22 protein-coding genes are annotated in these 24,577 nt (G+C 32.7%); 8 read left to right on the forward strand and 14 right to left on the reverse strand.

From position 1 onward, the window contains the following. Nucleotides 1-16 precede the first annotated feature (16 nt). Together DFQ02_RS05200 and DFQ02_RS05205 are read right to left on the reverse strand one after the other, a co-directional pair. Entirely contained in the window at nucleotides 17-499 is a 483-nt protein-coding gene (locus DFQ02_RS05200) for an Lrp/AsnC family transcriptional regulator (protein WP_116039934.1), read from the reverse strand. 70 nt (nucleotides 500-569) lie between these two features. Beyond that, nucleotides 570-1,718 (reverse strand): M14 family zinc carboxypeptidase, encoded by a 1,149-nt coding sequence (locus tag DFQ02_RS05205; RefSeq protein WP_116039935.1) that lies wholly within the window; start codon nucleotides 1,716-1,718, stop codon nucleotides 570-572. A gap of 281 nt (nucleotides 1,719-1,999) precedes the next feature. On the opposite strand from DFQ02_RS05205, the gene DFQ02_RS05210 reads away from it, so the two are divergent. Next, nucleotides 2,000-2,380 (forward strand): helix-turn-helix domain-containing protein, encoded by a 381-nt coding sequence (locus DFQ02_RS05210; protein WP_116039936.1) that lies wholly within the window; start codon nucleotides 2,000-2,002, stop codon nucleotides 2,378-2,380. Between the two features lie 27 nt (nucleotides 2,381-2,407). Beyond that, nucleotides 2,408-2,779, forward strand: coding sequence for a DNA topoisomerase IV (locus tag DFQ02_RS05215; protein ID WP_116039937.1), 372 nt, complete (start codon nucleotides 2,408-2,410; stop codon nucleotides 2,777-2,779). On the opposite strand, the gene DFQ02_RS05220 is transcribed toward DFQ02_RS05215, so the two are convergent. Beyond that, complete coding sequence (locus DFQ02_RS05220) at nucleotides 2,776-3,276, reverse strand: hydrolase (RefSeq protein WP_116039938.1); 501 nt, start codon at nucleotides 3,274-3,276, stop codon at nucleotides 2,776-2,778. The genes DFQ02_RS05215 and DFQ02_RS05220 overlap by 4 nt on opposite strands. A gap of 58 nt (nucleotides 3,277-3,334) precedes the next feature. Continuing rightward, the gene (locus DFQ02_RS05225; protein ID WP_116039939.1) at nucleotides 3,335-4,099 is read right to left on the reverse strand and encodes an MBL fold metallo-hydrolase; all 765 of its coding nucleotides are present in this window, start codon (nucleotides 4,097-4,099) and stop codon (nucleotides 3,335-3,337) included. A gap of 216 nt (nucleotides 4,100-4,315) precedes the next feature. Here DFQ02_RS05225 and DFQ02_RS05230 point away from each other — a divergent pair, with 216 nt between their 5' ends. From DFQ02_RS05230 to DFQ02_RS05240, 3 genes are all read left to right on the forward strand, one after another. Then, nucleotides 4,316-5,797, forward strand: coding sequence for a TonB-dependent receptor (locus DFQ02_RS05230; protein WP_116039940.1), 1,482 nt, complete (start codon nucleotides 4,316-4,318; stop codon nucleotides 5,795-5,797). A gap of 312 nt (nucleotides 5,798-6,109) precedes the next feature. Then, on the forward strand, nucleotides 6,110-7,147 hold the full coding sequence (locus DFQ02_RS05235) for a ThuA domain-containing protein (protein WP_116039941.1): 1,038 nt from the start codon (nucleotides 6,110-6,112) through the stop codon (nucleotides 7,145-7,147). Nucleotides 7,148-7,282: 135 nt separating this feature from the next. Next, entirely contained in the window at nucleotides 7,283-7,654 is a 372-nt protein-coding gene (locus DFQ02_RS05240) for a VOC family protein (RefSeq protein WP_116039942.1), read from the forward strand. Between the two features lies 1 nt (nucleotide 7,655). On the opposite strand, the gene bshA is transcribed toward DFQ02_RS05240, so the two are convergent. From bshA to DFQ02_RS05285, 9 genes are all read right to left on the reverse strand, one after another. Beyond that, nucleotides 7,656-8,792, reverse strand: coding sequence for an N-acetyl-alpha-D-glucosaminyl L-malate synthase BshA (bshA, locus tag DFQ02_RS05245; protein ID WP_116039943.1), 1,137 nt, complete (start codon nucleotides 8,790-8,792; stop codon nucleotides 7,656-7,658). A gap of 95 nt (nucleotides 8,793-8,887) precedes the next feature. Continuing rightward, entirely contained in the window at nucleotides 8,888-11,806 is a 2,919-nt protein-coding gene (locus DFQ02_RS05250) for a glycoside hydrolase family 3 N-terminal domain-containing protein (protein ID WP_116039944.1), read from the reverse strand. A gap of 122 nt (nucleotides 11,807-11,928) precedes the next feature. Further along, on the reverse strand, nucleotides 11,929-13,152 hold the full coding sequence (gene serB, locus DFQ02_RS05255; protein ID WP_116039945.1) for a phosphoserine phosphatase SerB: 1,224 nt from the start codon (nucleotides 13,150-13,152) through the stop codon (nucleotides 11,929-11,931). A gap of 76 nt (nucleotides 13,153-13,228) precedes the next feature. Beyond that, the gene (locus DFQ02_RS05260; RefSeq protein ID WP_116039946.1) at nucleotides 13,229-13,714 is read right to left on the reverse strand and encodes an ABC transporter ATPase; all 486 of its coding nucleotides are present in this window, start codon (nucleotides 13,712-13,714) and stop codon (nucleotides 13,229-13,231) included. Further along, nucleotides 13,714-14,370 (reverse strand): hypothetical protein, encoded by a 657-nt coding sequence (locus tag DFQ02_RS05265; RefSeq protein WP_147297733.1) that lies wholly within the window; start codon nucleotides 14,368-14,370, stop codon nucleotides 13,714-13,716. The genes DFQ02_RS05260 and DFQ02_RS05265 overlap by 1 nt, the downstream gene beginning before the upstream one ends. Before the next feature lie 16 nt (nucleotides 14,371-14,386). Next, nucleotides 14,387-15,178 (reverse strand): (Fe-S)-binding protein, encoded by a 792-nt coding sequence (locus DFQ02_RS05270; protein ID WP_116039948.1) that lies wholly within the window; start codon nucleotides 15,176-15,178, stop codon nucleotides 14,387-14,389. A gap of 19 nt (nucleotides 15,179-15,197) precedes the next feature. Further along, entirely contained in the window at nucleotides 15,198-16,535 is a 1,338-nt protein-coding gene (locus DFQ02_RS05275) for a (Fe-S)-binding protein (RefSeq protein ID WP_116039949.1), read from the reverse strand. A gap of 1 nt (nucleotide 16,536) precedes the next feature. Further along, nucleotides 16,537-17,478: an MlaD family protein gene (locus DFQ02_RS05280; protein WP_116039950.1), complete on the reverse strand. Its 942-nt coding sequence runs from the start codon at nucleotides 17,476-17,478 to the stop codon at nucleotides 16,537-16,539. A 51-nt stretch (nucleotides 17,479-17,529) separates the two neighbouring features. Then, nucleotides 17,530-18,642: an N-acetylmuramoyl-L-alanine amidase family protein gene (locus DFQ02_RS05285; RefSeq protein WP_245940200.1), complete on the reverse strand. Its 1,113-nt coding sequence runs from the start codon at nucleotides 18,640-18,642 to the stop codon at nucleotides 17,530-17,532. Between the two features lie 146 nt (nucleotides 18,643-18,788). Here DFQ02_RS05285 and DFQ02_RS05290 point away from each other — a divergent pair, with 146 nt between their 5' ends. The 3 genes from DFQ02_RS05290 to DFQ02_RS05300 are packed head-to-tail and all read left to right on the forward strand — an operon-like array spanning nucleotide 18,789 to nucleotide 23,011. Then, on the forward strand, nucleotides 18,789-21,515 hold the full coding sequence (locus DFQ02_RS05290) for a putative LPS assembly protein LptD (protein ID WP_181896359.1): 2,727 nt from the start codon (nucleotides 18,789-18,791) through the stop codon (nucleotides 21,513-21,515). A gap of 17 nt (nucleotides 21,516-21,532) precedes the next feature. Beyond that, the gene (locus DFQ02_RS05295) at nucleotides 21,533-21,913 is read left to right on the forward strand and encodes a RidA family protein (RefSeq protein ID WP_116039952.1); all 381 of its coding nucleotides are present in this window, start codon (nucleotides 21,533-21,535) and stop codon (nucleotides 21,911-21,913) included. Between the two features lie 57 nt (nucleotides 21,914-21,970). Next, nucleotides 21,971-23,011 carry a GMP reductase gene (locus DFQ02_RS05300; protein WP_116039953.1) on the forward strand — a complete coding sequence of 347 codons (1,041 nt, stop codon included), beginning with the start codon at nucleotides 21,971-21,973 and terminating at the stop codon, nucleotides 23,009-23,011. A gap of 71 nt (nucleotides 23,012-23,082) precedes the next feature. On the opposite strand, the gene DFQ02_RS05305 is transcribed toward DFQ02_RS05300, so the two are convergent. After that, nucleotides 23,083-24,501 carry a fasciclin domain-containing protein gene (locus DFQ02_RS05305; protein ID WP_116039954.1) on the reverse strand — a complete coding sequence of 473 codons (1,419 nt, stop codon included), beginning with the start codon at nucleotides 24,499-24,501 and terminating at the stop codon, nucleotides 23,083-23,085. Nucleotides 24,502-24,577 lie beyond the last annotated feature (76 nt).

Consider the following 24,577-nt stretch of genomic DNA (forward strand, 5'->3'; position numbering starts at 1 on the left):
ATAGAATCATAATATCTTAATTCATGTCATTAAAAATAGAATGCATTAAACGTTTCTTGTCGTTAATGCTTTCTTCCAATGAAATCATAGTTTCAGTTCTGTAAACACCTTCAATATCATCTAATAGAAAAATAACCTCTTTAGCGTGTTCTGTACTTCTGGCTCTAATTTTGCAAAAAATATTAAATTTACCAGTAGTGATATGAGCCACAGTTACATAAGGGATTTCGTTGATACGCTCTAAAACAAATTTAGTTTGTGATGTATTATTTAAATAAACTCCAACATAAGCAATAAAAGAATATCCTAGTTTTTTGTAATCAAGCATTAAAGAAGATCCCTTAATGATTCCAGATTCTTCCATTTTTTTAACACGTACATGTACCGTTCCTGCAGATATCAATAATTTTTTAGCTATGTCTGTAAAAGGAATTCTTGTGTTATCAATCAACATATCAAGAATTTGGTGGTCAATTTCGTCTAATTTTATTTTTCCCATAATTAGCTTTTCTTAGATAAAAGCCAAAATTAATACATTTTTATTAATAATTATGTATAATAACTGGGTTTTATTTTGGGTTTAATACGATTTTCTTATTTTTCAATATCACGAAAACGTTTTCGTTACCAATTGATAGGTGTTTTTGATTTTCATCTAACACTTTTTCCCCTTCTGCATTTATTTCTCTGTGTGCGTAAATGTTATTTAATTTCTCAATCTTTTCTACAACTGGAATAAATTCCAAATGAGCATTAACTAATGTTTCCTTGAACTGGACACCAATATCAACAAGCCCATTAGAATATCCTGAAACATTTCTGATAATGACATCTAAAAACAACTTTTCATTTTCAGGGATATCAAAATAGGCTTCGCTATGAGTGCCATCAACTTCATTATTAGCTATATAGTCCAGAGATGTCACATATGACAAATAAATAAGCTCCCTAGTATATTCTCTATGGTAATCATCATAAAAATGCCCCGCTTCAAATAATATGGTTGGCACATTTTTGCTTTGAAACGTGTCGCCTACACAATTAATATTGAAAGCATCATCATAAACACCTACCTGACTAGGTATAACTTTTTGTAAAGCTCTATTGATAACACTTATTATTTCCATGGCTACTTTTCTGTTTGGTGTGACCGTACATGCTTGATCTTGGGCTGGTGATAAAAATGATACTATGGCTGACTTATTATTTTTGCCAGCGCTAAATATAGTACGCTGACCATGCAAATTATAACAGTAATGAGGTTGGAAACTATCAAAAATACTACGTAAAACAAGGCTTTCTGGTTGTGATAAATTTTGGGCATCTCTATTTAGATCTACCTCATTGGCATTTACTCTAGTGTATGCCTCAGCACCGTCTGGATTTAATATAGGAATAATATACAATGTACAGGCCTTTAATATATAGTCTAAACCAGTTTCTTTATGGGTGAAAGAATTCAATAAATCAAACAACGCTTTTGTTGTGGTAGATTCGTTTCCATGCATTTGAGACCACATTAAAATACGTTTCCTGCCAGTTCCTAATTTTATGCCGTAGATAGATTTCTTTAATACAGAATACCCAATGGTCTCAACAATGAAATTATTATTGAACTTTTTAAGCAATGACTCTATGTGATTATTGGTAATGTAGCGTCCGAAAAGCGCTTTTTCTTTATTGTTTTCAAATAGAGATTTTAAATAATCAATTTGCATATGTTTTCTTTAAGATACAAATGTAAACATTTACATTTTTACATTTGTTAACACTTAATTGTGGTCATATATGTTACATTTGTATACGTTAATGTGCTTGGAAATGATAATTAAACTTCTTTTCAACTAAATGAAATACATTTAATTGTATATCAATACTTTAAGCATGTTTATATGAAGTAAAATACTAATATATAGTCATTTTTATTCCATAATGAAAGCTTCTTAAAGTATAATTTTTTACATTTGTAACACCAAGCTGCAACTCAATATTATTTACAATGGTAAACAACGAAAAATTTGCTAAAAGACTCAAACGAGTCATCGATTATTACGGTCAATCCGCTTCTTCTTTCGCTGAGGAAATAGGAGTTCAACGCTCAAGTATCTCTCATATCCTTTCTGGTAGAAATAAGCCAAGTTTAGAATTTGTACTAAAAGTACTTACCTCCTTTCCAGAAGTTGAATTGTATTGGCTATTAAATGGTACGGGCGAATTTCCATCTATTAAAAAAAACTTAGACATTAAACCAACTGAAAATCAAATTCAGGAACGTGAAAATTCAGAATCAAAAATTTTACTTAAAAATAAAAATGACAAAACTATTGAGCGAATTGTTATTTTTTATTCAGACGGATCGTTTAAAAATTTTCAGAATTAAATTAGTTTTGTATTGAAAAACTATATTATGCGCTTATTATATTTGTTACTCCTCCTTGTTATTTTATTTAATTGTCAGAATATAGAACGAAACTGTAACAATTTTAAAACTGGTAAATTTTATAGTGAAATAAGCATTAATGGAAAGATTTTTAAATCAGAATTTTTTAGAACTAGAGGCCTTCAAGTGGAACACTACAATAACAAGGTTGATTCTTCACAAGTGCGGTGGATTAATGATTGTGAGGTTGTTTTTAAAAGTATTAACCCAAAAAACATATCAGAACGTAAGGATATTCACTTAAAAATTTTAACAACTACTGATAGTTCCTATACTTTTGAGTATTCGTATGTAGGCGAAATAAAAAAGCAGAAAGGTATAGCATTCAAAGCTAATTAAAACACAGGATACAAAAATGATTCTACCAACCTGAATAAAAGCTGCTTATCATCAGTTATTTCATATGTTAAAAAGAGCTCTCCCCAAAATTCTCCATCTGAAAAATCGGCAATAATCCATTTGTGGTTTAGCATTTTTATAGTGTTAATCATCATTTTTCGCCCTTCACTAGAAGCATAGGGTATTATTGGGTGTTCGCCTTTAACTTCATTCAACTTATAAAGCTCATCTTTTATAAATGGGATTAGCTCATCTATCTTATAACCATCTCTTTCAAAATAACTGATAGCATCTTCATTTCTGTCTAGATTAAAATGAGAAACATCTAAAAACGCATCTTCTATAATGCGTAAAGAATCTTTATATATCTTGATTTTAGATTCATTTTTTTCTAATCTGCTATTTAAATCTTCAAATACGCGTTTAGAGTTAACATATTGAAACAACACTAGAAGCATTGAAAAAATAAACAGATACATAAAAATTCTTTGTTTCATCTTTATAAATTTTGTAGGATTCTTTAAATAATCATGAGTTATATAGTTCTAATAGAATCTATGATATAGTTATTTGAAGACTATCATAGGCCAAAAACACATTGTCTGGTAATATTTTTTCAACATCATCATGAAAACCAAGTAAATGACTAATATGAGTTAAATAGGCTTTTCCTGGGTTCACTTTTTTTATAAACTCTAGAGCCTCTTCTAAATTAAAATGAGATCTGTGTGATTCTATGCGCAACGCGTTTACCACAAGAACTTTTACGTTTTTAATTTTTTGAATTTCTTTGTTCTTGACAGTTTTCATATCGGTTAAATATGCAAAATCACCAAACTTGAAACCAAAAACTTGTAATTCGGCATGTTTTCCGTTAATTGGTATTACCTCTAACCCACTTATTATAAAAGGTTCATTTTTAATTCTGTTTAAAATAACTGTAGGGGCTCCGGGATATTTATTCTTTATTTTAAAGATATATTTAAACCGTTTTTTTAACGCTTTTAATACGCGTTTATGGCCATAAATAGGAATATCTCCTTGCCTGAAATAAAAAGGTCTAATATCATCTAAGCCCATTACATGGTCTGTATGCTCATGGGTAAACAAAATCCCATCAATCTTGTCAACACCTGCTCTTAGCATTTGACACCTAAAATCAGGTCCACAATCAACAACATAACTAAAATTACCCCACTCAACTAAAATAGAAACACGAAGCCTTTTATCTTTAGGGTTCTTACTTAAACAAACGGGATGTTTGCTCCCAATAATGGGGATGCCTTGAGATGTTCCGGTTCCTAAAAATGTAACTTTCAAAGCGTAAGGGTTTATTTATATTTTTTTATGTTGAATCAATTAAAATAACCTCAGGTATACATAAACCTTTAACGGTTTGGGGATATTTTCTTCTTATATTATTAATTCTGCAAAATAATTAAGTCAGAATACTGCCCTGACAAAAATAATGTTATTTTTTTGTTTGGCTTACTTATTTAATACCTTTGTGAGTAACGGATACAACCTATAAATGATATGGATATAACCATAAAAGGAGACCGACCATTTGATGATGTTCCTCCTATAAAATCTAAAGCGCTTCGAATAAACCTGAATCAAAATATTTACGGAACTTTTGCTGAAATTGGCGCTGGTCAAGAGACCTGTAGACAATTTTTCAGAGCTGGGGGTGCCTCTGGTACCATTGCAAAAGCCATGTCTGCTTACGATAAAGCGTTTAGTGACGCCATCTATGGAGCCGAAGAAGACGGGAGATATGTAACCCTGTCAAGACTACGCAAAATGTTGGCTCATGAAATGGATTTAATGGAGAAGCGTATTACCCGTGATAAAAATCCTGATAAAATATTCTTTTGTTATGCAAATACGGTTGCTACCATAGATTTTGCAAAACAATTTAAAGGTCATGGCTGGGTTGGAATTAAATATCAAGTAGAAGCAAATCAAGATTATAATGAAATTATCCTTCATTTAAGATTTAAAGAAACGGATGCTAGACTGCAACAAGAAACACTTGGTATACTTGGAACAAACCTTATATATGGTGCTTTTTACAAGTATAATGAACCTAAAAAACTTTTAAAATACTTATACGATCATTTAGATAAAGATCAACTAGAGATTGATACCATTAATTTTTCTGGCCCTGTTTTTAAAGATGTAGATAACCGTTTAATGAGTTTGCAATTGGTTAAAAACGGTATGACAGATGCGGTTGTTTTTGGTCCAGATGGCACAAATATACTTCCAGCTCGGGTTTTTTATAAGAAGAATATTCTAGCATTACGTGGTAGCTTTAGGCCAGTTACAAAGGTAAACATGGCTATGTATGAAAAGTCTTATGAGATGTTTATCAATGAAAAGAAAGTAGACCCTGACAACACCATGGTAGTTTTTGAAATTACACTTTCTAACTTAAGGGCTGAAGGAGAAATTGATGAGCAGGACTTTATAGACAGAGCAGATTTACTTTGTGCTTTAGGGCAATCTGTAATGATTTCCAATTTTAAAGAATATTACAAAGTTGTTGAATATTTCTCTAATTACACTAAAGGCAGAATGGGACTAGCTATGGGTGTAAGCAACTTGGTGGATATTTTTGATGAAAAATATTACCGTCATATCAGTGGGGGTATTTTGGAAGCGTTTGGAAAGTTATTCTTCAAAGATTTAAAAGTGTATCTATACCCTATGCTTGATCCCAAAAATGGTGAATTACTTAATAGTGAAAATTTAAAAGTATACCCAAGAATGAAAGAATTGTATAAATTCTTTAAATACAATGGAAAAGTGGTTGATATCAAGGACTATGATGAAAGTATTATGAACATATTCTCAAGAAAAGCACTAGATATGATTGACAAAGGAGAACCAGGTTGGGAAGATATGCTCCCTGAAGGAACTGCAGATTTAATTAAAGACTATCGTTTGTTTGGCTATACCAGAAAACCATTAAAACCTCTAGCAATAAAGCGTAGAAACTCAACAAAAGGATAGATAATTCTATACTTTAATTTTCTCGTTTCATTATATTCTTTTATTAATTTATATTAATAAAATTGATAAATTTCATTATCTCTTGATTTAAGTTCTAAAGTAATTTTTGAGTATGAATTGAAAAAGTCAGATCAAAAATTGAGTAGGATTAGTAACTGTTCTACAAACCTATTTTATTTACTTTTTCCTACTCATACAAAACTTCAATTAACGGATATTTTACTTGTACAAATTACTCCGATGAAAGATTTTAAACGATTAAGAGTTTATAATTAAGTATCTTTCAAAAAAATAATTTTTAAATAACTAGAAATGCGATTTCTAAATACCATTTTACTACTAGTTTACGTAGTAGCATTTACTAATTGTAAAAGCAAAACAACTACCAATATTCCTATTAAAAAACTAAAAGCCTTGATTGTAGATGGCGAGAATAGTCATGGTATATGGCCAAAAAGCACATTTATGATAAAAGACTATTTGGAACAAACAGGTATTTTTGAAGTAGACATAAGTCGAACCGCTTATAATTGGGTTGGTCCACATCATGATGAAGTTGAGGGCATTCAAGACATTAAAGAACTTTTAACCCACTACCCCCTTAATGATGGAAAGAAAAGATTAGTGGTTGACACTCCCAAACCAGATCCAAACTTTAGTCCTGCTTTTGAAAATTATGATGTGGTTATCTCTAATTTTGGTTGGAATTCATCTGATTGGCCAGAATCTACAAAAACAAATTTTGAAAATTATGTAAAAAACGGAGGTGGTTTGGTAATTATACATGCTGCTAATAATCCTTGGGGAGATTGGGATGAATTTAATAAGATGATAGGACTTGGTGGCTGGGGAGGTAGAAATGTAAACTCAGGCCCGTATGTATTTTATAACAGCGATGATGAAATTGAATATGATTATTCCGAAGGCATGTGTGGTTCCCATGGCAAAAGACAAGAATTCCAAATACAAACAAGAATTCCAGACCACCCCATTATGAATGGACTACCAAAATTATGGATGCATGCCAAGGATGAGCTTTATGAACGTTTACGTGGTCCAGGTAAAAATATGACCATATTAGCTACAGCATATTCTGATGCTAGTGAAGATAGTAAAAGAACTGGAAGACATGAACCCATGTTAATGACATTAAATTATGGTCAAGGTAGAATATTCCACTCTACTTTAGGGCATATGGACTATTCTATGGAGTGTGTTGGTTTTATAACCACACTTCAAAGAGGTGCTGAATGGGCAGCTACTGGAAATGTAACTCAATTAGTACCTAAAGATTTCCCGACGAAAGATAGTTCTAGTATTAGAAATTGGGTATTTAAAAATGTTCATTAGCTTAACTTAAAATTGACAAAAAACACCCATAAAGACTTATAATACAAAAAGATAATGGTAATTTATTTATCATGAAGCTGATCTCAATAACCAATTCAGGATGTTTAATTTTGTATTTTTAGAAAAACTAAAAACATGAAATTAGGAGCATTTTCTATAAGTCTAGCGGTGAAAGATATTTATAAATCAAGAGATTTTTACGAAACACTCGGATTCAAAGTTTTTGCCGGTGATATTGAAAAGAACTATCTCATAATGAAAAACGGAAATGCGCTTGTGGGTTTATTTCAAGGAATGTTTGAAAATAACATTTTAACTTTTAACCCTGGTTGGGATGAAAATGCAAACAAGCTAGAGAATTTTGATGATGTACGAGAAATTCAAAAACACTTAAAATCTAATAATATAAAATTAACTAATGAAGCCGATGAATCAACATCGGGGCCTGCCAGTTTTGCTCTTTTAGACCCCGACGGAAACGTTATTTTGGTAGACCAGCATGTTTAGATTATAACACCAGACATTTTGTCAACGTATCTTCGTAAATAGCTTCGTATTGTGGTACTATACTGTGTATATCAAACTTTAAGGATTGTGTCCTAGCATTTTCCTTAAACTTTTTAAGTCGCTTTTCATCACTTAAAATATAAAGTGCATTTTTGGTCATATCATCTACATCGCCCACATTACTTAAAAAACCAGAAAAACCATGGATATTAACTTCTGGAATACCTCCCGTATTACTTGAAATTACAGGAACACCAGAGGCCATAGCTTCCAATGCAGCCAAACCAAAACTTTCTGTAAGTGACGGCAACAGAAATAAATCACTAAAACAAAGTATTTTGTCTATTTCATTACTCCTTCCAAAGAAAATGACTTTATCTATAATACCCAATTCCATGCACCTTTGTTCTACATTTTCCTTTTCTGGGCCTTCACCAATAAACATTAATTTAGCTGGTATTTCTTTTTGAATGTTATAAAACACAGTTATAACATCTTGAACCCGCTTTACTGGCCTTAAGTTACTTATGTGAGTAATTATTTTTTCATCTTCACTTGCCATCATACCACGCTGACAATCTTTAAATTGGTGGTTATATTTATCTAAATCAATAAAATTAGGAACTACATTTATCATATTCTTAATATCAAATAAACGTAACGTATCATCTTTTAAATTCTTAGATACTGCTGTTACGGCATCAGACTTGTTTATACTAAAAGTAACTGCTGGTCTATAAAAAGGATGACTACCTACTAAGGTGATATCAGTTCCGTGAAGAGTCGTAACGATAGGAACATGAATACCTTCTTCTAATAGCATCTTTTTTGCCATGTACGCTGCATAAGCATGAGGTATTGCATAATGAACATGCAAAATTTCAATTTTATGTAGTTTAACCATGTCCACTAATTTACTAGACAAAGCTAGCTCATAAGGTTGATAGTGAAATAGAGGATATTCTGGCACATTCACTTCATGATAATGTACATTATTACTAATCAACTCCAACCTAACGGGTTGACTGTAAGTTATAAAATGAATCTCATGACCTCGTTTAGAAAGTTCTAGCCCCAACTCTGTGGCTACAACACCACTACCTCCAAATGTAGGATAACAAACAATCCCTATATTCATACACTAAATTTTAAGTACTTCAAGTTATAAGTGCCTTAAGTATTGAGATACTTAAATTTCAAGTACTCATTTCTCATAAACTTTAGGGCACTTTATTAATCTTCTATTGCTTCATAAATAAAGCGCTGTATTTCCGTTCTAATATTTTCTTTTAGTAATAAATTTTTCCCTGCTTTAGGATATGTTCTATTTGCTAAAAAAATATATACAATTTCGTCTTCAGGATCTGCCCAAGCATAAGTTCCTGTAAAACCAGAATGCCCAAAACTAGTCATTGATACACAGCCACAAGTTGGTCCTTCTTCATCTAACTGTGGCTTATCAAAACCCACGCCTCGTCTGTTATCGTTTTCACAAAAATAGCATGTATTAAACTTATCTATGGTTTCTGGTTTTAAATAACGCTTACCCCCATAAAATCCTTTTTGTAAAAACATCTGCATAATTTTAGCTACATCATTGGCGTTACTAAAAATACCCGCGTGACCTCCTACTCCATTTTGCATGGCTGCTCCCATATCATGCACAAAACCATGCACTTTTTGATGTCTGTAATAATCATCAACCTCTGTAGGGACTATTTTTTTATTACTTATTCTATGATACGGGTTATATAATGTATAGTTTGCTCCCAACGACTGGTAAAAATGCTCTTGGACCAATTTATCTAACCCTTTGTCGTAATGAGTTTCAATAAATTTCTTTAGAATATAATAAGGAAAGTCACTATATCTATATCTTAATTTATCCAACAGTTCAGATTCTCTGATAATTTTTTGAATAGAGTCCTGATAATCTGACCGTAAATACAGGTTTTTAGTAACTTCAATATTGAAAGTATCAGTTTTACTAGTTCTATAATATTTTTCACTTGGTTTTTTTGTGATCGAATCTAAAGTATGATAATAAAAAGGTTCCCACGGACGTAATCTAGCATAATGAGAAAGCATTTTTTTGATTGTAATATCTTTTTTATTCGATTCTTTATACTCTGGTAAAATATCTGACAGCTTACTATCTAATGAGACTAAACCCTGTTCTTCAAGCTCCATTAGAAGTGGTAAAGTAGCTAGAATTTTAGTTAAAGAAGCTACATCATAAATATCATCAAAAGAGACCTTTTCATTTCCTTCATAGGTATGCTTCCCAAAATTTTTATTATATATTACTTTTCCTTTTCTAGCAATTAATAACTGAATACCAGGCGTCATTTTTTTTTGAACTGCCAATTGAGCGATAGAATCAACTTTTTCTAATTTTTTAGAACTCATACCAACACGTTCAGGGAGCGTGTACCCTAAACGTTTAATCTCATTATATTCTATTCCAAAACCTGTACTGAAATTATCCCTTATAGAAACAGGTAATATTCCTTTAGCCTCTAATGCTCCAAAAATAATTTGGGCTGATTTTTGTTGAGCTATTTCACTGTTTTGATAGCTTACTACGATACTCTTTATATTTTCAATAGACTTTAAATCTAGTAGCGCATAAGGCTTAACAAAAACATCAAGAATAACGTCATGAGTTCTGGAAATTTCTTGCAAACAAGCTAAGTCTTTATCCGAAAACTTATAAGATTTCCATGGGCTAGCATTAGATTTATGAAAACCTATTACAACCGTATTATATACCTGAAGTTTGCCCATTAAGTCATCTAGTTCATTAACTTTAACATGGTGTACTTTGGTATACTTTTTAAGTTCATCAAAAAACATAGAACCGCTATCATCACCTAATTGCACATAGGCAATTTTCTTGGTTTCTAATTGCCTTAATGGAAGCAAATCATTATCATTTTTAATAACGGTAACAGCGTTTTCAATTAATTCTTCGTATAATATATCGTCTTCCAGTCTATTTAAATCTGCTACCAAATTAGATAACCCAACAGGTTGATAATTATGTAACCCAACTTTATACTTTGCCTGAAGAATCTTTTTCACAGAGTGAGCCAAACGTTCTTCAGAAATCTCACCATTATTGTAAGCTCGAACTATTTTTAAAATACCTATTTCTGGGTCTTCAGACATGAGCATCACATCATTACCTGCTTTAAAAGCAGCTAAATCAATATCTCCAGTTAAATCGAAATCTGCTGCACCCTTCATAGTAAGCGCATCTGTAAAAATTAATCCTTGGAATCCTAAGGAATCTTTTAAAATATTACTTATGATATTTTTTGACAATGAAGAGGGATACCCTGTTTTAGTTTCTAGACTTGGCACGTTCAAGTGAGCCACCATCACACTTGAAAGACCCATTTTTATAAGCTTTTTGTACGGGTATAATTCAACAGAATCAATGCGTTTTGCATCAAAATTTATAGTTGGCAACGTTTTATGAGAGTCTTGATCAGTATCACCATGTCCCGGAAAATGTTTAGCATTTGCCAATACGCCTGCATTTTGCATACCTTTCATAAAAGCAAGTGCCTTGTCTGTGACATTATCTCTATCTTCACCAAATGACCTATTTCCGATAATAGGGTTATTAGGATTGGTATTAATATCAACAACCGGAGCAAAATTAAAATGGACTCCGATGCGTTTGCAATGTTCACCAATGTGTTTTCCTGTTTTTTCAATCAAGGCATTATTTTTAATGGCTCCTAGAGTCATGTTCCATGGAAACGCATAGGTAGAATCTAATCGCATACTCAAGCCCCATTCAGCATCCATACCTATTAACAAAGGAATTTTAGAAATTGATTGTAATTCGTTATTTAACTTAGCCTGTTTAATTGGACCGCCATTGGAATAAATTATACCACCAATATGCTGGTTACGTATGAGCTTCACAATTTTATTTTTTGTAGCCGCATCCTGATTAGACATGACCTGTACCATGTACAACTGCCCTACTTTTTCTTTTAAGGAAAGGGAGTTATAGACACTATCTACCCATTTTTTTTGAGACTTTACATCACTAGAAAGCAAAGGATTTTGAGTGCTTTGTCCTTGTAGGTTATAGAAAACAAAAAATAAAACTATTATGGTTAAGAGTTGACGCATGAGTAAAACTATTGTGACTATTAGCAAAAACAGTTATTAACACTAATAATCATGCCAAAATACTACTTTTAACAAGAAGATAAAAAGACTTTAAGATAGAATTATAAAGAAGAAATGAACTACTATTCTAACAAATCAATATGTCTATCGTGATATCCTAAAAGATATAAAACACCATCAAGACCAATACTCGAAATAGAGCTTTGGGCATTATCTTTTACTGTTGGTTTTGCATGAAAAGCAATGCCTAAACCTGCAAGATTTAGCATTGGCAAATCATTAGCACCATCACCAACAGCAATAGTTTGATTGATATGTATGCCTTCCTTTTGGGCGATTTCCATGAGGTATTCAGCTTTTTTCTCCCCATTGACTATCTCTCCAATGTAATTGCCTGTTAGCGCACCGTTCTTGATTTCTAATTGGTTGGCATATACATAATCTATACCTAATTCTTTTTGCAAATAATGGCCAAAGTAGGTAAACCCACCCGATAAAATAGCTGTTTTAAAGCCATAACTTTTCAAGGTATCAATAAGCCTTCTAGCTCCTTTGGTTATTGGTAAATTAACAGCCACATTATGCAATACATCTTCACTGAGTCCTTTTAAAAGCTTCATACGCTTTTCAAAACTTTCATTAAAGTCTATTTCCCCTTGCATTGCAGATTCAGTGATAGCTTTTACCTGCTTACCAACCCCAGCTAATTCTGCTAATTCATCAATGACTTCAGTTTGAATTAAGGTAGAATCCATATCAAAACAAACCAAACGTCTGTTTCGACGATAAATATTATCTTCTTGGAAAGCAATGTCTACATCTAAGTCATGAGAAATCTGCATGAATTTTTCTGTAAATTCAGCTTTGTTATCAATTTTTCCTCTTATGGACAACTGTATAGAAGCCCTAGGATATTCTTCAGACTTAATTAAAGATAAACGCCCAGTGAGACGTTTAATAGAATCAATGTTTAAGTTTTTATCAGAGATAACTTTTGTTACTTCAGATATTTGTTTTGCTGCCAATTTCTCACCAAGAATGGTTATAATATATCTATCCTTTCCTTGAAGATTAACCCAATCTTCATAATCTGGCAGTGAAATTGGCGTAAACTTAGCGGTAATACCTAACTCATAGGCCTTGAACAATAAATCCTTTAAAACTGCTGCCGACTTTTTCCCTGATTGAATTTCGAACATCATCCCTAGTGACAAGGTATCATGAATATTGGCTTGACCAATATCTAACACTTTGGCTCCATATTCGGCTAATACCGATGTTAGCCCCGATGTTAACCCAGGTTTATCTTGCCCTGAAATGTTTAATAAGAAAATTTCTTTAGCCATAAGTTTCCTGTTTTCACTTTTAAAGCTGTAAAAATCACTATTCTGTTTGAAATATGAAAGTTAATACTGTGAATTGTTAATTAAGAAATCTATTGTGCCAACTTTCGCTTGCAGGAACTTCCCAGTTTTCATTGAACTCGGCAATATTAGTAACTAAATTATTAAAGACAATGGTGTTTTTAGAAACTGATCTGTCTTTAGCCATTTTTTTAAAATCTGTTAATGACTTATAAGCAATAAAGTCTCCTTGTTTGTAAGACACATTCATTTTATCCATCAAATCAACATGATACTCTTTTTCTAACTGTTGTATAAAATGGACTGAGGCATCTATTGAACAACCTGTAGCGTTATTTAAGTTTTGATTCAATCCAATAACAATAAATCGCTTATATTTAACTAGATATCCAGAATGCAAGTCACTGCCATGGGCAGTCCAATTTTCTATAAAAGTTTCCAGTTTTGAACTAATTTCAGCTATTTCGTCTTCTGTAAAAGAGCGGTTGGCTTGGTAAATCCAAACTCTTGATTCTTCAGGCAATGTATTGAAATCTACTAACATTATTCTTTAAGTTCAATATATTTAAGCACTTTTTTCTTTGTATAGGTTTGTTCACTCAAATCGTAAAAATTACGTTTTTCGTAATAAACTTCAAAAGTCTTTCCAACATTACGTTTTTTTAATAATTCCTTTCCTGTAAACTGATCGACTATCAAAAAAGTTTGTTCTTTATCAAAATCATCTTTAAATTTAATATACGAGATTACATCGTTATGAATAGTTTCAAGAGAAACTGTCATTGACAAACTTAAAACATCTTTTTCTGCTGGTGGTGGTGGCGTTTGGTCATTCAAACCTTCATCTATAATTTCATCTAATTGGTCATCTGAAAAAATGGCCATAAAATCAGCCCCACAGGTAGTCACCATTTTTATTCCTACTTCTTCTCCCAAAGCCTCAAAATCTAATCCAACTCCCAAATTCTTAGTTTCTTCAGATTCTGATTTTCTTTTATTAAAACTTTTTAATAAACATATGCCTAAGGCTACCTCTTTTTGCTGCATCGATTTAGCTTGAGTAAAAGCTTCTGGATCATTCTTTATACACTCGCAAGTATCTTCTGCGATTAACTGCAAAACTTCATCTCTGGTTTTGCCTTGAGCCGAAATACTTATTGTTAATAAAATGCAAGCAATAGTTGTTAGGTTTTTTAACATGTGATAGGGTTTATTATCATAATTCTTCTGAATTAGCAATTAATTCAGCAATATCTAAAACAGAAATTTCTAATTCTTTTTCTTTTGCTTTTACACCATCAGTCATCATAGTATTGCAATAGGGACAAGCTGTGGCGATAATATTGGGGCTAGTTTCAAGGGCACCTTCCGTTCTTAGAACATTAATGTCTTTGTCTCCTTTTTCAGGCTCCTTAAACATTTGTGCTCCACCAGCGCCACAACACAAAGCATTGTGTTTATGCAGTTTCATTTCAACAATAGTTGCTTTGGTGTTATTTAGAACTTCTCTTGGTGCATTATATTCGTTATTAGCTCTTCCTAAATAGCAAGGGTCATGAAAAGTTATGCGCTTTCCTTTGTATAGGCTACCTTTAACTTTTAATCTTCCAGATGTTATTAATTCTTGAATGAACTGTGTGTGATGAATGACTTCATAATTACCTCCCAAACCAGGGTATTCGTTTTTTAAACAGTTATAGGAATGAGGGTCACAAGTTACTATCTTTTTTATTTCATAAGCATTTAAAACTTCAATATTCATTAACGCCTGCATTTGGAATAAGAACTCATTACCTGCACGTTTGGCAACATCACCTGTACAGCTTTCTTCAGTTCCTAAAACTGCAAAATCAACATTGGCTTTGTTTAATATTTTAACAAAGGCCTTTGTTATTTTTTTTGCTCTATCATCAAAACTTCCGGCAGACCCAACCCAAAATAAAACCTCAGGCTGTTTGCCTTCTGAGATAAAATCTGCCATAGTTGGCACTTTTAATTCATTACTCATGTAATTAGGTTATTTTGAATTATTCATTTTTCCAATTTAAACGATCCATTTGGTTGTATGGCCAAGGTGCACCATTATTTTCAATATTAGTCATCATATTGTTGAGCTCTGCTGGTGCTGCACTTTGCTCCATGACTAAATAACGACGCATTTCTAATATTATGGATAACGGATCTATACTTACTGGACACTCTTCAACACAAGCATTACAGGTCGTACACGCCCAGAGTTCTTCATGTTTTATATAATCGCCAAGGAGTTGCTTTCCGTCGTCTTTGAATTCCCCTTTATTAGCGTCTATATTCTTACCTACTTCTTCCAAGCGGTCTCGGGTGTCCATCATAATCTTACGCGGTGAAAGCTTTTTTCCTGTGAGGTTTGCTGGACAAGAAGAGGTACATCTTCCGCATTCTGTACATGTATAAGCGCCTAGTAATTGTACCCAACTTAAATCTTGCACATCACTAGCACCAAATTTTGAAGGCATTTCTCCATCTGCTCCTTCGGGTGGTGCCGCAAACGGATCTACATTTGGATCCATCATTAACCTCACTTCCTTTGTAACTGACTCTAAATTATTAAATTGTCCTTTAGGCTTTAAACTACCATAATAGGTATTAGGAAATGCCAAGAGGATATGCAAATGCTTTGAGAAATATAGATAATTTAAAAAAGTTAAAATACCCAAGATATGTAACCACCATGCTGCACGCTCTACAATAACAGCACTACTATAATTAAAACTATCAAAAAGTGGTGTTAAAAATTGACTAACAGGATAACAACCTGCATTAGCATAATCATTATCTGGTGCTCCAGGCATCATTTGAATGGTTAAATCTGCTGCATTCATTATTAAAAATAAACACATTAAAACCACTTCAAAATATAATATGTAGTTAGCATCATTTTTAGGCCAACTGGTCATTTCTTTATTCCAAAAACGATTGATTTTAATAACGTTTCTGCGAATCCAGAAAACAACTACAGATACTATTACCAGTAACGCTAAAATTTCAAATGATCCAATTAGAAAATCATAAAAACCACCCATAAAGGCAAAAACTCGGTGCGTACCAAGCAATCCATCTATTATGATTTCTAAAACTTCTATGTTGATAATAATAAAACCAACATACACTATAACGTGTAAAATACCTGCAATGGGACGCCGCACCATTTTACTTTGCCCAAAGGCAATGCGCATCATATTTTTAAAACGTTCTGGCTTATTATCGCTTACATCAATATCTTTACCAAGTTTTATATTTCTTATGAGTTTTTTTACATTTTTAGTAAAATAACCAATGCCTAACACTAAGGTGATTGCAAACAAAATATTTGGCAAATACTGCATACTAATTATTTTCTTCTTCTGAGTAGGGTATTTCCTTTTTAGATAGTATTCTAAAGTAACGTTTTGGATGCAGTTTTATATCTCTTAAAAGCTCTTCTAGTTCTCCGGTAGCACCTTCTAAATTATTGTATAACGCATCGTCTTTTAAAAGTTTACCCATAGAGCCTTTACCACTTTCCATGTTGGCCAAAATAGTATTGAAATTGTTTAGTGTAGACTCTAAATTTCTAATAGTTTGCCCAATATTAGTATTAACTAGTGAATCTGATACTTTTGAAAAGTTTAGAGAAATATTATCAACATTTTCTAAGGTACTATTTAGCTTGTCTTTATTAGTTATAACCAAGGCATCAATAGATTTTGATGTATCTTTGAAATTGCTAATTATTACACTCAAATCTGCAATACTATTTCGCAAATTAACTTTCGTTTTATCATCAAAAACTTCGTTAATATTTGTTAGTGATTGTTCAGTATTACCTAATACCGCTTCAATTTTCTCCTGAAGTGGTGTTAATTTTTGATTCACTAACTCGCTTAAACCAGCTTGCACACTCCCCGCTAAGGTATCACCAGATTCTGCATTTGCAGCATTATCGAAAGCAGGTACAATAGCAACCGCTTTGCCACCAATTAATCCAGTTTCGTATAACTCTGCTTTACTATTTTTAGAGAATTGAAAATCACTATCAACTAATAATTCTACAATTAAATTTGCAGAACCGTCATCTTTAAAAGTGATTTTCGACACTTTGCCAACAACTTTACCACTGATGGTAACAGGCATTGAAGGCGTTAAACCCTCAACATTAGCATATTCTGTGTAAAAAATTCTAGAAGAGTCTAGTAGATTTTGACCCTTTAAGTAATTATAACCAAAAATCAGCAGTACAATTCCTGACAATACTAATACGGCTGTTTTAACTTCTTTGGATATTTTCAAAATAAATTCGTTTATAGAACAAATTTAAAATAAATTTAATTTAGAACAGAGCTAATTAGAAATTGTTTTTAAAGCATCTATCAGAGGGATTTTTTTTCCATCCTTAAAAGCTACTACAAAGCAAGATTTATAGCCTTTTTTTTTGGCTTCTTCTTCTAATTGTTTTGTGGCTTCGTAATTTGAGGTATTACCATAGAAGTATTTAAACAAACTTCCTTCTCTAATTGATGAAATATTATTTAAACCTTTAAAGTTATAGGGTTTCGTTTCTAATTCTTTAGAACTAGCCGCTATTTGAACCTTAAATTCAATACTCTTTGAAGGTGGTTCCGTAGTGGTATCTTCAACAAAAACAACATCATTGGTGTTCACATTTAAATACTGAAGATACTTTTCAATAGCGTTAAACAAGGATTTAGTCATTAATTCTTTACCTCGTTTTGAGTTTAAGAAATCTTCTTCCTTTTTATGCGTTAAAAATCCAAGTTCTACTAGTACACTGGGCATATATGTGTAAGCTAGTACATAAAAAATATTCTGTTTAACCCCTCTACTTTTCCGCTTTGCAGTAACCTGAAATTCATCTTCAATATATCTTGCAAGTTTAATACTGTGATCTAAATATGCCTCTTGTGCAATCATAAGCCCAAGAACAGATTCTGGAGAGTCCGGATTAAAATCTTTATAAACTTCGGTATCGTCTTCTAAAGCAATTACACTATTCTCTCTTTTTGCTACTTCCAAATTTTGTTTGTTCTTTGTAGTACCCAAAACATATGTTTCAGAACCATAGGCAGTACCTGTTTTTCCAGGTTGGGCATTACAGTGAATGGAGATAAATAAATCGACATCTTTTTTATTTGCTAAAACGGTTCTACCATTTAAAGTAGGGTAAATATCATTACTCCTTGTGTAAACCACATTAACCGCTGGTATTTTTTGTTGAATCATTTTTCCTAAGGCCAATGAAACATCAAGTGCAATGTCTTTCTCTGTAGTTTTATATCTTCCAGTACCCGGAGTTCCTGAATCTTTTCCCCCATGACCTGGATCAATCATGATAACAAAATTATTTGATACTTGAGCATTAGCAGTTGTGTTATAGGAGAGTGTTAATACTATTATAATAGATACGAAAAGTGATAATCTGTACGTTTGCATCATTGTTATTAACGTCTAAAAAATGGGGTTATTACTTAGCATTTTTGATGTTTATTTTATTTTAAAATTTAAACCAAACACCGAAAAATATATGTAATTTTGGCTTTTCAAAAATCGAGCCATACTTTTACAAAAATACATTAAAAGCGTTGCACAGAAACAACTTTAAAATACTTTTTGCTCTAAGTTTTACAGTGTTTATTAACACGTTTGGCTTTAGCCAAGACATCCCAAAAAAAGGAAAACCTATAAAGGCTGTTGAAGATGACAGCTTAGTTGTTGATATTGCCGTTCCTAATATTGAAGTACCCGTATTGTCTGAGAAAAGTCAGGACTCCACCTTTACAGATTCTATTAAACCAAAAGAATTATTAGAATACACTGTTAAATATTCTGCCACAGATTACACAAAATTTAATCATAAAAATCAAAAGTTATATCTCTATAACAATGCTAGAATAGATTATGGAGATATGAATATAACTGCTGGAAGCATTACCATTGATTACAACACCAATATGGTTTATGCAAAAGGGATTACAGATACTGTTTCAGGATATACACAAAAACCAGTATTTACTCAAGGCACTAATGTTGTAGAACCAGACTCCATTATCTTTAATACAGACTCAAAAAAAGCACTCATATACAATTCTGTAACTGAACAGGGTGAGGGGACCGTTATAGCTAGCCTAACCAAAAAAGAAAACGACTCCGTATACTTTATAAAAAATGCAAAATATACTACCGCTACAGATCTTGATGATCCTGATTATTACATAAGACTTTTAAAAGCTAAAATTGTTCCTGGAAAAAAAATTGTAACTGGAGCTGCAGGAATGTATATTTATGATGTTCCTACCCCTATTTGGTTACCATTTAGCTTTTTTCCTCAAAGTGAAAAACACACTTCTGGTGTTTTAATACCCACCTTTGGCGAACAAAACGACCGGGGTTACTTTTTACAAAATGGTGGCTATTATTTTGCAATCAATGACTATGTTGATTTGGCTGTTCTTGGTGATTATTATACAAATGGCAGCTATGGTTTGAGGTTAGAAAGTACTTATGCCAAAAGATATAGATTTAGGGGCAATTTAGCATTTAGATTTGAAAACTTAATCTCTAGTGAACGGGGTTTCCCAGATTATTCAAAAAGTACTATTTACAACCTACGGTGGTCTCACAGTCAAGATTCTAAGGCAAATCCTAATTCAAGGTTTTCTGCCTCTGTTAACTTAGGTAGTAGTACGTATTACAGAAACTCGCTTAATCAGATTAACGCGGGTAGTAACTTTTTAACCAATACTTTAAATTCATCGGTTTCATATTCTAAGACCTTCCAGGGAGAGCCTCAGGTAAATTATAGTGTAACTGCTACACATACACAAAATACACAATCACAATCTGTTAGTATGACACTTCCAACATTTCAAGGAAGCATCGGTAGAATGTATCCGTTTGCATCAAAAACAGGTACAAAAAAGGGAATTATTAAAAATGTGAATTTACAATACAATTTAAGAGGGGAAAATAGAATTCAAACAACAGATTCTCTCTTCTTTAAAAAAGAAATGTTTGATGATGCTAGAGCTGGGTTTCAACATACTATACCACTAACCACAAACTTTAAAGTATTTAAACATTTTAGTGTTAGTGCAGGTACAAATTATAATGAAGTCTGGTCATTTAATACTATTAAAAAGACATATGATTATTCTACTAGAGAAACTATTACCGAAGATATTAACGGATTTGATTCTTTTAGAACTTACAACTTTAGCACTAGTATAGGTACAACAGTTTACGGCATGTTTAATTTTGAAAAAGAAGGAAAAGATCCTAAATTAATGGCCATTAGGCATGTCATGAGACCTTCTGTAAGCTATAATATAAACCCAGCCTTTGATAAATACTATGAAAGCGCCGAAGTTATTAATGCAGACGGATTAACGCAAGGTGAACTAGATGCTATACAAAGTTCTAATAATTTGGAGTATTCTAGATTTGAAGGCTCTATTTTTGGGTCGCCTGGTAGGGACTTTTCAAGTTCTATGGGTATTTCTATTGCTAATAATCTAGAGGCTAAAATAAAAGATAAAGACACAACCAAAACAGAACCAAAAAAGATTAAACTTTTAAACTCTTTAAACTTTTCTAGTTCCTATAATTTTGCTGCAGATTCATTGAAATGGAGTCCTGTTAGAGTTAATGGAAGCACCCAGCTTTTTAATAACCAAATGAGTATTAACTTTGGCGCCACTTTAGATCCTTATGCCCTAGACAATAACAATGCTAGAATTAATAAATTTAACATAGATAATGGCGGTAGCCTATTTAGGCTAACCACTGCTAATCTTACTGCTAGTTGGTCTTTGTCTAATAAAGATAAAGGTAAAAAGAAAGACACCGATAATGTGGCTAGTGATAATCCTGAAGATGTCCTACCAAAAAATATAGATTATGCTAATCAGCAAATAGGTAGAGATGAAGATGAAAATGGGGATAATGAAAATGAAGAAGGTGTAAATTTTTACAATCATAAAATTCCATGGAATTTACGTTTAGCATATGCTATTAACTACTCTAATAGTAGAAGACAAAACGAAATATCATCCCATTCCCTAATGTTTTCTGGTGATATTGATTTAACCACTAAATGGAGTGTTGGAGCCTCATCTGGTTACGACATAAAAAATCAAGGTTTTACTTATACACAACTGCGATTTTCACGAGATTTATTAAGTTGGAAAATGGATTTTAGTTGGATACCATTTAGTGAAAGAACTTCATGGAATTTCTTTATTGGTATTAAATCAAGTATTTTGCAAGACTTGAAGTACGAAAAACGTAGACAACCCGATCAAAGGTTGTAAATAGAAATATCAATCATATGAAAAAGATTATTACTACAGACAAGGCTCCTGCTCCATTAGGTCCCTATAACCAAGCAATTCTTAGTGGTAACACCCTATATATTTCGGGGCAAATAGCCATAAATACAGAGACTGGGAAACTTATTTTAGACACCATTACATCTGAAACACACCAAGTAATGAAAAATCTTAAAGTTGTTTTAGAAGCAGCAGGTATGACTTTTGAAAATGTGGTTAAATCTTCAATTTTCATAAGTAATATGGATAATTTTATCACTATCAACGAAGTCTATGGCAGTTATTTTAATGAAGCCACGGCCCCAGCTAGAGAAACGGTTCAGGTAGCTAGATTACCTAAAGATGTTAATGTTGAAATTAGTATGATTGCCATAAAATAATTTCCTTTTCATAATAAAAAAAATTAATTTTGAGTAAAGCCCATCACTCAGAATAGCATGCGAATAGAATACGATATAAAATTAGGTTTTAAAGACGTCATGATACGCCCCAAGCGTTCTACTTTAAAAAGCAGATCAGAAGTCACATTAGATAGAGAATTTAAATTTTTACATAGCCCAATAACATGGTCTGGAATTCCAATAATGGCTGCTAATATGGACACCGTTGGTACTTTTGACATGGCTAAAGCTTTATCCAGCAAAAAGCTTTTTACTGCTATACATAAACATTATTCCTTAGCAGATTGGAATGTATTTGCATCAAATTTATCTGAAGATGAATCAAAATACATAGCCGTAAGTACCGGTATAAGTAAACAAGACTTTGAAAAATTAAACGACATTTTAAAGTTCAATACTAATTTAAAATTTATTTGTATTGATGTAGCCAACGGATATTCTGAACATTTTACAGATTTTGTGAGACAAACAAGAAAACTATATCCAAGTAAAGTTATTATAGCTGGTAATGTTGTTACTGGTGAAATGGTTGAAGAGTTATTACTTTCTGGAGCCGATATTGTAAAAGTTGGTATTGGCCCTGGATCTGTATGTACAACGCGTATTAAAACAGGGGTTGGATACCCACAACTATCTGCTATAATAGAATGCGCAGATGCTGCTCATGGTCTGGGAGGTCAAATTATTAGTGATGGCGGATGCTCTATTCCTGGTGATATAGCCAAGGCTTTTGGAGCTGGAGCCGATTTTGTGATGCTTGGTGGTATGTTAGCTGGCCACGATGAAAGTGGTGGTAAAAAAATTGAGAAAAACGGAAAGACTTATAAACAATTTTATGGTATGAGCTCTTCTACCGCAATGGAAAAACATATAGGAGGTGTTGCCGATTACAGAGCTAGCGAAGGAAAAACTGTTGAAGTACCTTACCGAGGCGAAGTAGAATCTACAGTGCAAGATATTTTGGGTGGTCTTAGAAGTACCTGCACCTATGTTGGAGCAAAACGTTTAAAAGAACTTACCAAGAGAACTACTTTTATTAGAGTTGCAGAACAGGAAAACCAAACATACTCCGAATAAAAAAGGGCATTACTTTAAATCATAATACCCTTTTTTCTAACAAACCAAACTATATATTTACAAAATAGAATTTACGGTACCAGAACAGCGTCTATAACGTGAATAACTCCATTTGTTGCTTGTACATTTAATAAACTGGGGTCTAACATAGCGTTACCATCTAATGTTAGGTTATCTAAATCAAGATTGAATGCGCCATTTAAAGTAGTTACAGGGCCACTAGTTAAGTCGCTTGAATAAACACGGCCTTCAACTACATGATAAAGAAGTATACTTGTAAGCAGAGCTATGTCTTCTTCTGTATCAAAATCATCCAAGGAATCATAATCAGGCAAGTTATTTAATAAATCCATAAATGCTTGATTTGTAGGCGCAAAAACTGTTAATTGCTCGTAAGGACCTTCACCCATTAGCACTCCTGCTAAACCAGCTTTTGTGGCTGCTGCTAGTAGAATGGAAAACTCTGGAGCAAAGCTTGCCGCTTTTTCTACTAAATTCATGGTTGGCGGGGACAATACTTTATCTATTACATGAATAACCCCATTTGTAGACTGAACGTTAGGCATAACAACATTAGCGTCATTAATCATAACCCCCATACTTAAATCAACTTCAACAGCTGCACCATTCGCTGTTGGTACAAACCCGTTGCTTAATTGATTACTAAAAACATAACCACCAACAATATGATATTTTAAAATACTAGCTACTAGCATTGGGTCAAGACTCTCTATCGTAGTTATTGCAGCGTCAGAATCTGCTACACCTAGGAAATCTACAAATGCTTGATTCGTAGGGGCAAAAACAGTTTCAGGCATTGAATCACCCAAAGCGCTAGCTAAATTAGCATGAACAGCAGCCGCCAGTAAAACTGAAAAATCAGGGTTGGATGACGCTATTTCAGCTGTGGTCATTGAAGGAGGAAATAATACGCTATCTATTACATGAATAACTCCATTTCTAGCTTTTATATCTGCCATGGTTACCCTAGCATTATTTACAAGCACACCATTATCTATGTTAATGATGACTTCTGCACCATTTGCTGTTGGAACTGAACCATTTTCTAATTGGTTACTATAAACTGTTGCCCAAACCACGTGATACAACAGAATGTCAGCTAAATTATCAACTTCAGTAACGTTTTTGGTTGTAATCCCTAATGCTGCAAAAGCGTCATCGGTGGGAGCAAAAACCGTTAGCCTGTTTCTAGATACAGTACTTGCTAACTTGGTTCTTGCAAGGGCCTTACTGAGTACATCAAAAGTGGGTTCGTAGTCACCATCCTTACTTTCAGTAGCTTTGGCTGTAATATCTTGACCACTACCATAGCTTTCAAGTACTTCAACTAGATCAGGTAAACCCGAATTTAAATCAATAGTATCTACTTCTTCATTACTACATGAAAAAATCGTAAAGAGAAATAGTAGAATAGGGAGAAAAAATAGGTAGATTTTGGGGAGTCTGTTTACTGTTAATGCTGTCTTCATTTTGTTTAATATTTTTTAATTTTAGTTAAACATAATAATTTTGTTTAACTTTTTATTATTTATATTAAACATTTTA

The sequence above is a fragment of the Seonamhaeicola aphaedonensis genome, from assembly GCF_003386195.1.
Taxonomy (GTDB): Bacteria; Bacteroidota; Bacteroidia; order Flavobacteriales; family Flavobacteriaceae; genus Seonamhaeicola; species Seonamhaeicola aphaedonensis.

Excerpts from the sequence above, each read along its gene's own strand:
- DFQ02_RS05200 (WP_116039934.1), bottom strand. The coding sequence starts at position 499 with ATGGGAAAAATAAAATTAGACGAAATTGACCACCAAATTCTTGATATG.
- DFQ02_RS05295 (WP_116039952.1), top strand. The coding sequence starts at position 21,533 with ATGAAAAAGATTATTACTACAGACAAGGCTCCTGCTCCATTAGGTCCC.
- DFQ02_RS05265 (WP_147297733.1), bottom strand. The coding sequence starts at position 14,370 with ATGTTAAAAAACCTAACAACTATTGCTTGCATTTTATTAACAATAAGT.
- DFQ02_RS05300 (WP_116039953.1), top strand. The coding sequence starts at position 21,971 with ATGCGAATAGAATACGATATAAAATTAGGTTTTAAAGACGTCATGATA.
- DFQ02_RS05275 (WP_116039949.1), bottom strand. The coding sequence starts at position 16,535 with ATGCAGTATTTGCCAAATATTTTGTTTGCAATCACCTTAGTGTTAGGC.
- DFQ02_RS05270 (WP_116039948.1), bottom strand. The coding sequence starts at position 15,178 with ATGAGTAATGAATTAAAAGTGCCAACTATGGCAGATTTTATCTCAGAA.
- serB (WP_116039945.1), bottom strand. The coding sequence starts at position 13,152 with ATGGCTAAAGAAATTTTCTTATTAAACATTTCAGGGCAAGATAAACCT.
- DFQ02_RS05210 (WP_116039936.1), top strand. The coding sequence starts at position 2,000 with ATGGTAAACAACGAAAAATTTGCTAAAAGACTCAAACGAGTCATCGAT.
- DFQ02_RS05305 (WP_116039954.1), bottom strand. The coding sequence starts at position 24,501 with ATGAAGACAGCATTAACAGTAAACAGACTCCCCAAAATCTACCTATTT.
- DFQ02_RS05230 (WP_116039940.1), top strand. The coding sequence starts at position 4,316 with ATGGATATAACCATAAAAGGAGACCGACCATTTGATGATGTTCCTCCT.
- DFQ02_RS05215 (WP_116039937.1), top strand. The coding sequence starts at position 2,408 with ATGCGCTTATTATATTTGTTACTCCTCCTTGTTATTTTATTTAATTGT.
- DFQ02_RS05205 (WP_116039935.1), bottom strand. The coding sequence starts at position 1,718 with ATGCAAATTGATTATTTAAAATCTCTATTTGAAAACAATAAAGAAAAA.
- DFQ02_RS05285 (WP_245940200.1), bottom strand. The coding sequence starts at position 18,642 with ATGATGCAAACGTACAGATTATCACTTTTCGTATCTATTATAATAGTA.
- bshA (WP_116039943.1), bottom strand. The coding sequence starts at position 8,792 with ATGAATATAGGGATTGTTTGTTATCCTACATTTGGAGGTAGTGGTGTT.
- DFQ02_RS05250 (WP_116039944.1), bottom strand. The coding sequence starts at position 11,806 with ATGCGTCAACTCTTAACCATAATAGTTTTATTTTTTGTTTTCTATAAC.
- DFQ02_RS05260 (WP_116039946.1), bottom strand. The coding sequence starts at position 13,714 with ATGTTAGTAGATTTCAATACATTGCCTGAAGAATCAAGAGTTTGGATT.
- DFQ02_RS05235 (WP_116039941.1), top strand. The coding sequence starts at position 6,110 with ATGCGATTTCTAAATACCATTTTACTACTAGTTTACGTAGTAGCATTT.
- DFQ02_RS05240 (WP_116039942.1), top strand. The coding sequence starts at position 7,283 with ATGAAATTAGGAGCATTTTCTATAAGTCTAGCGGTGAAAGATATTTAT.
- DFQ02_RS05220 (WP_116039938.1), bottom strand. The coding sequence starts at position 3,276 with ATGAAACAAAGAATTTTTATGTATCTGTTTATTTTTTCAATGCTTCTA.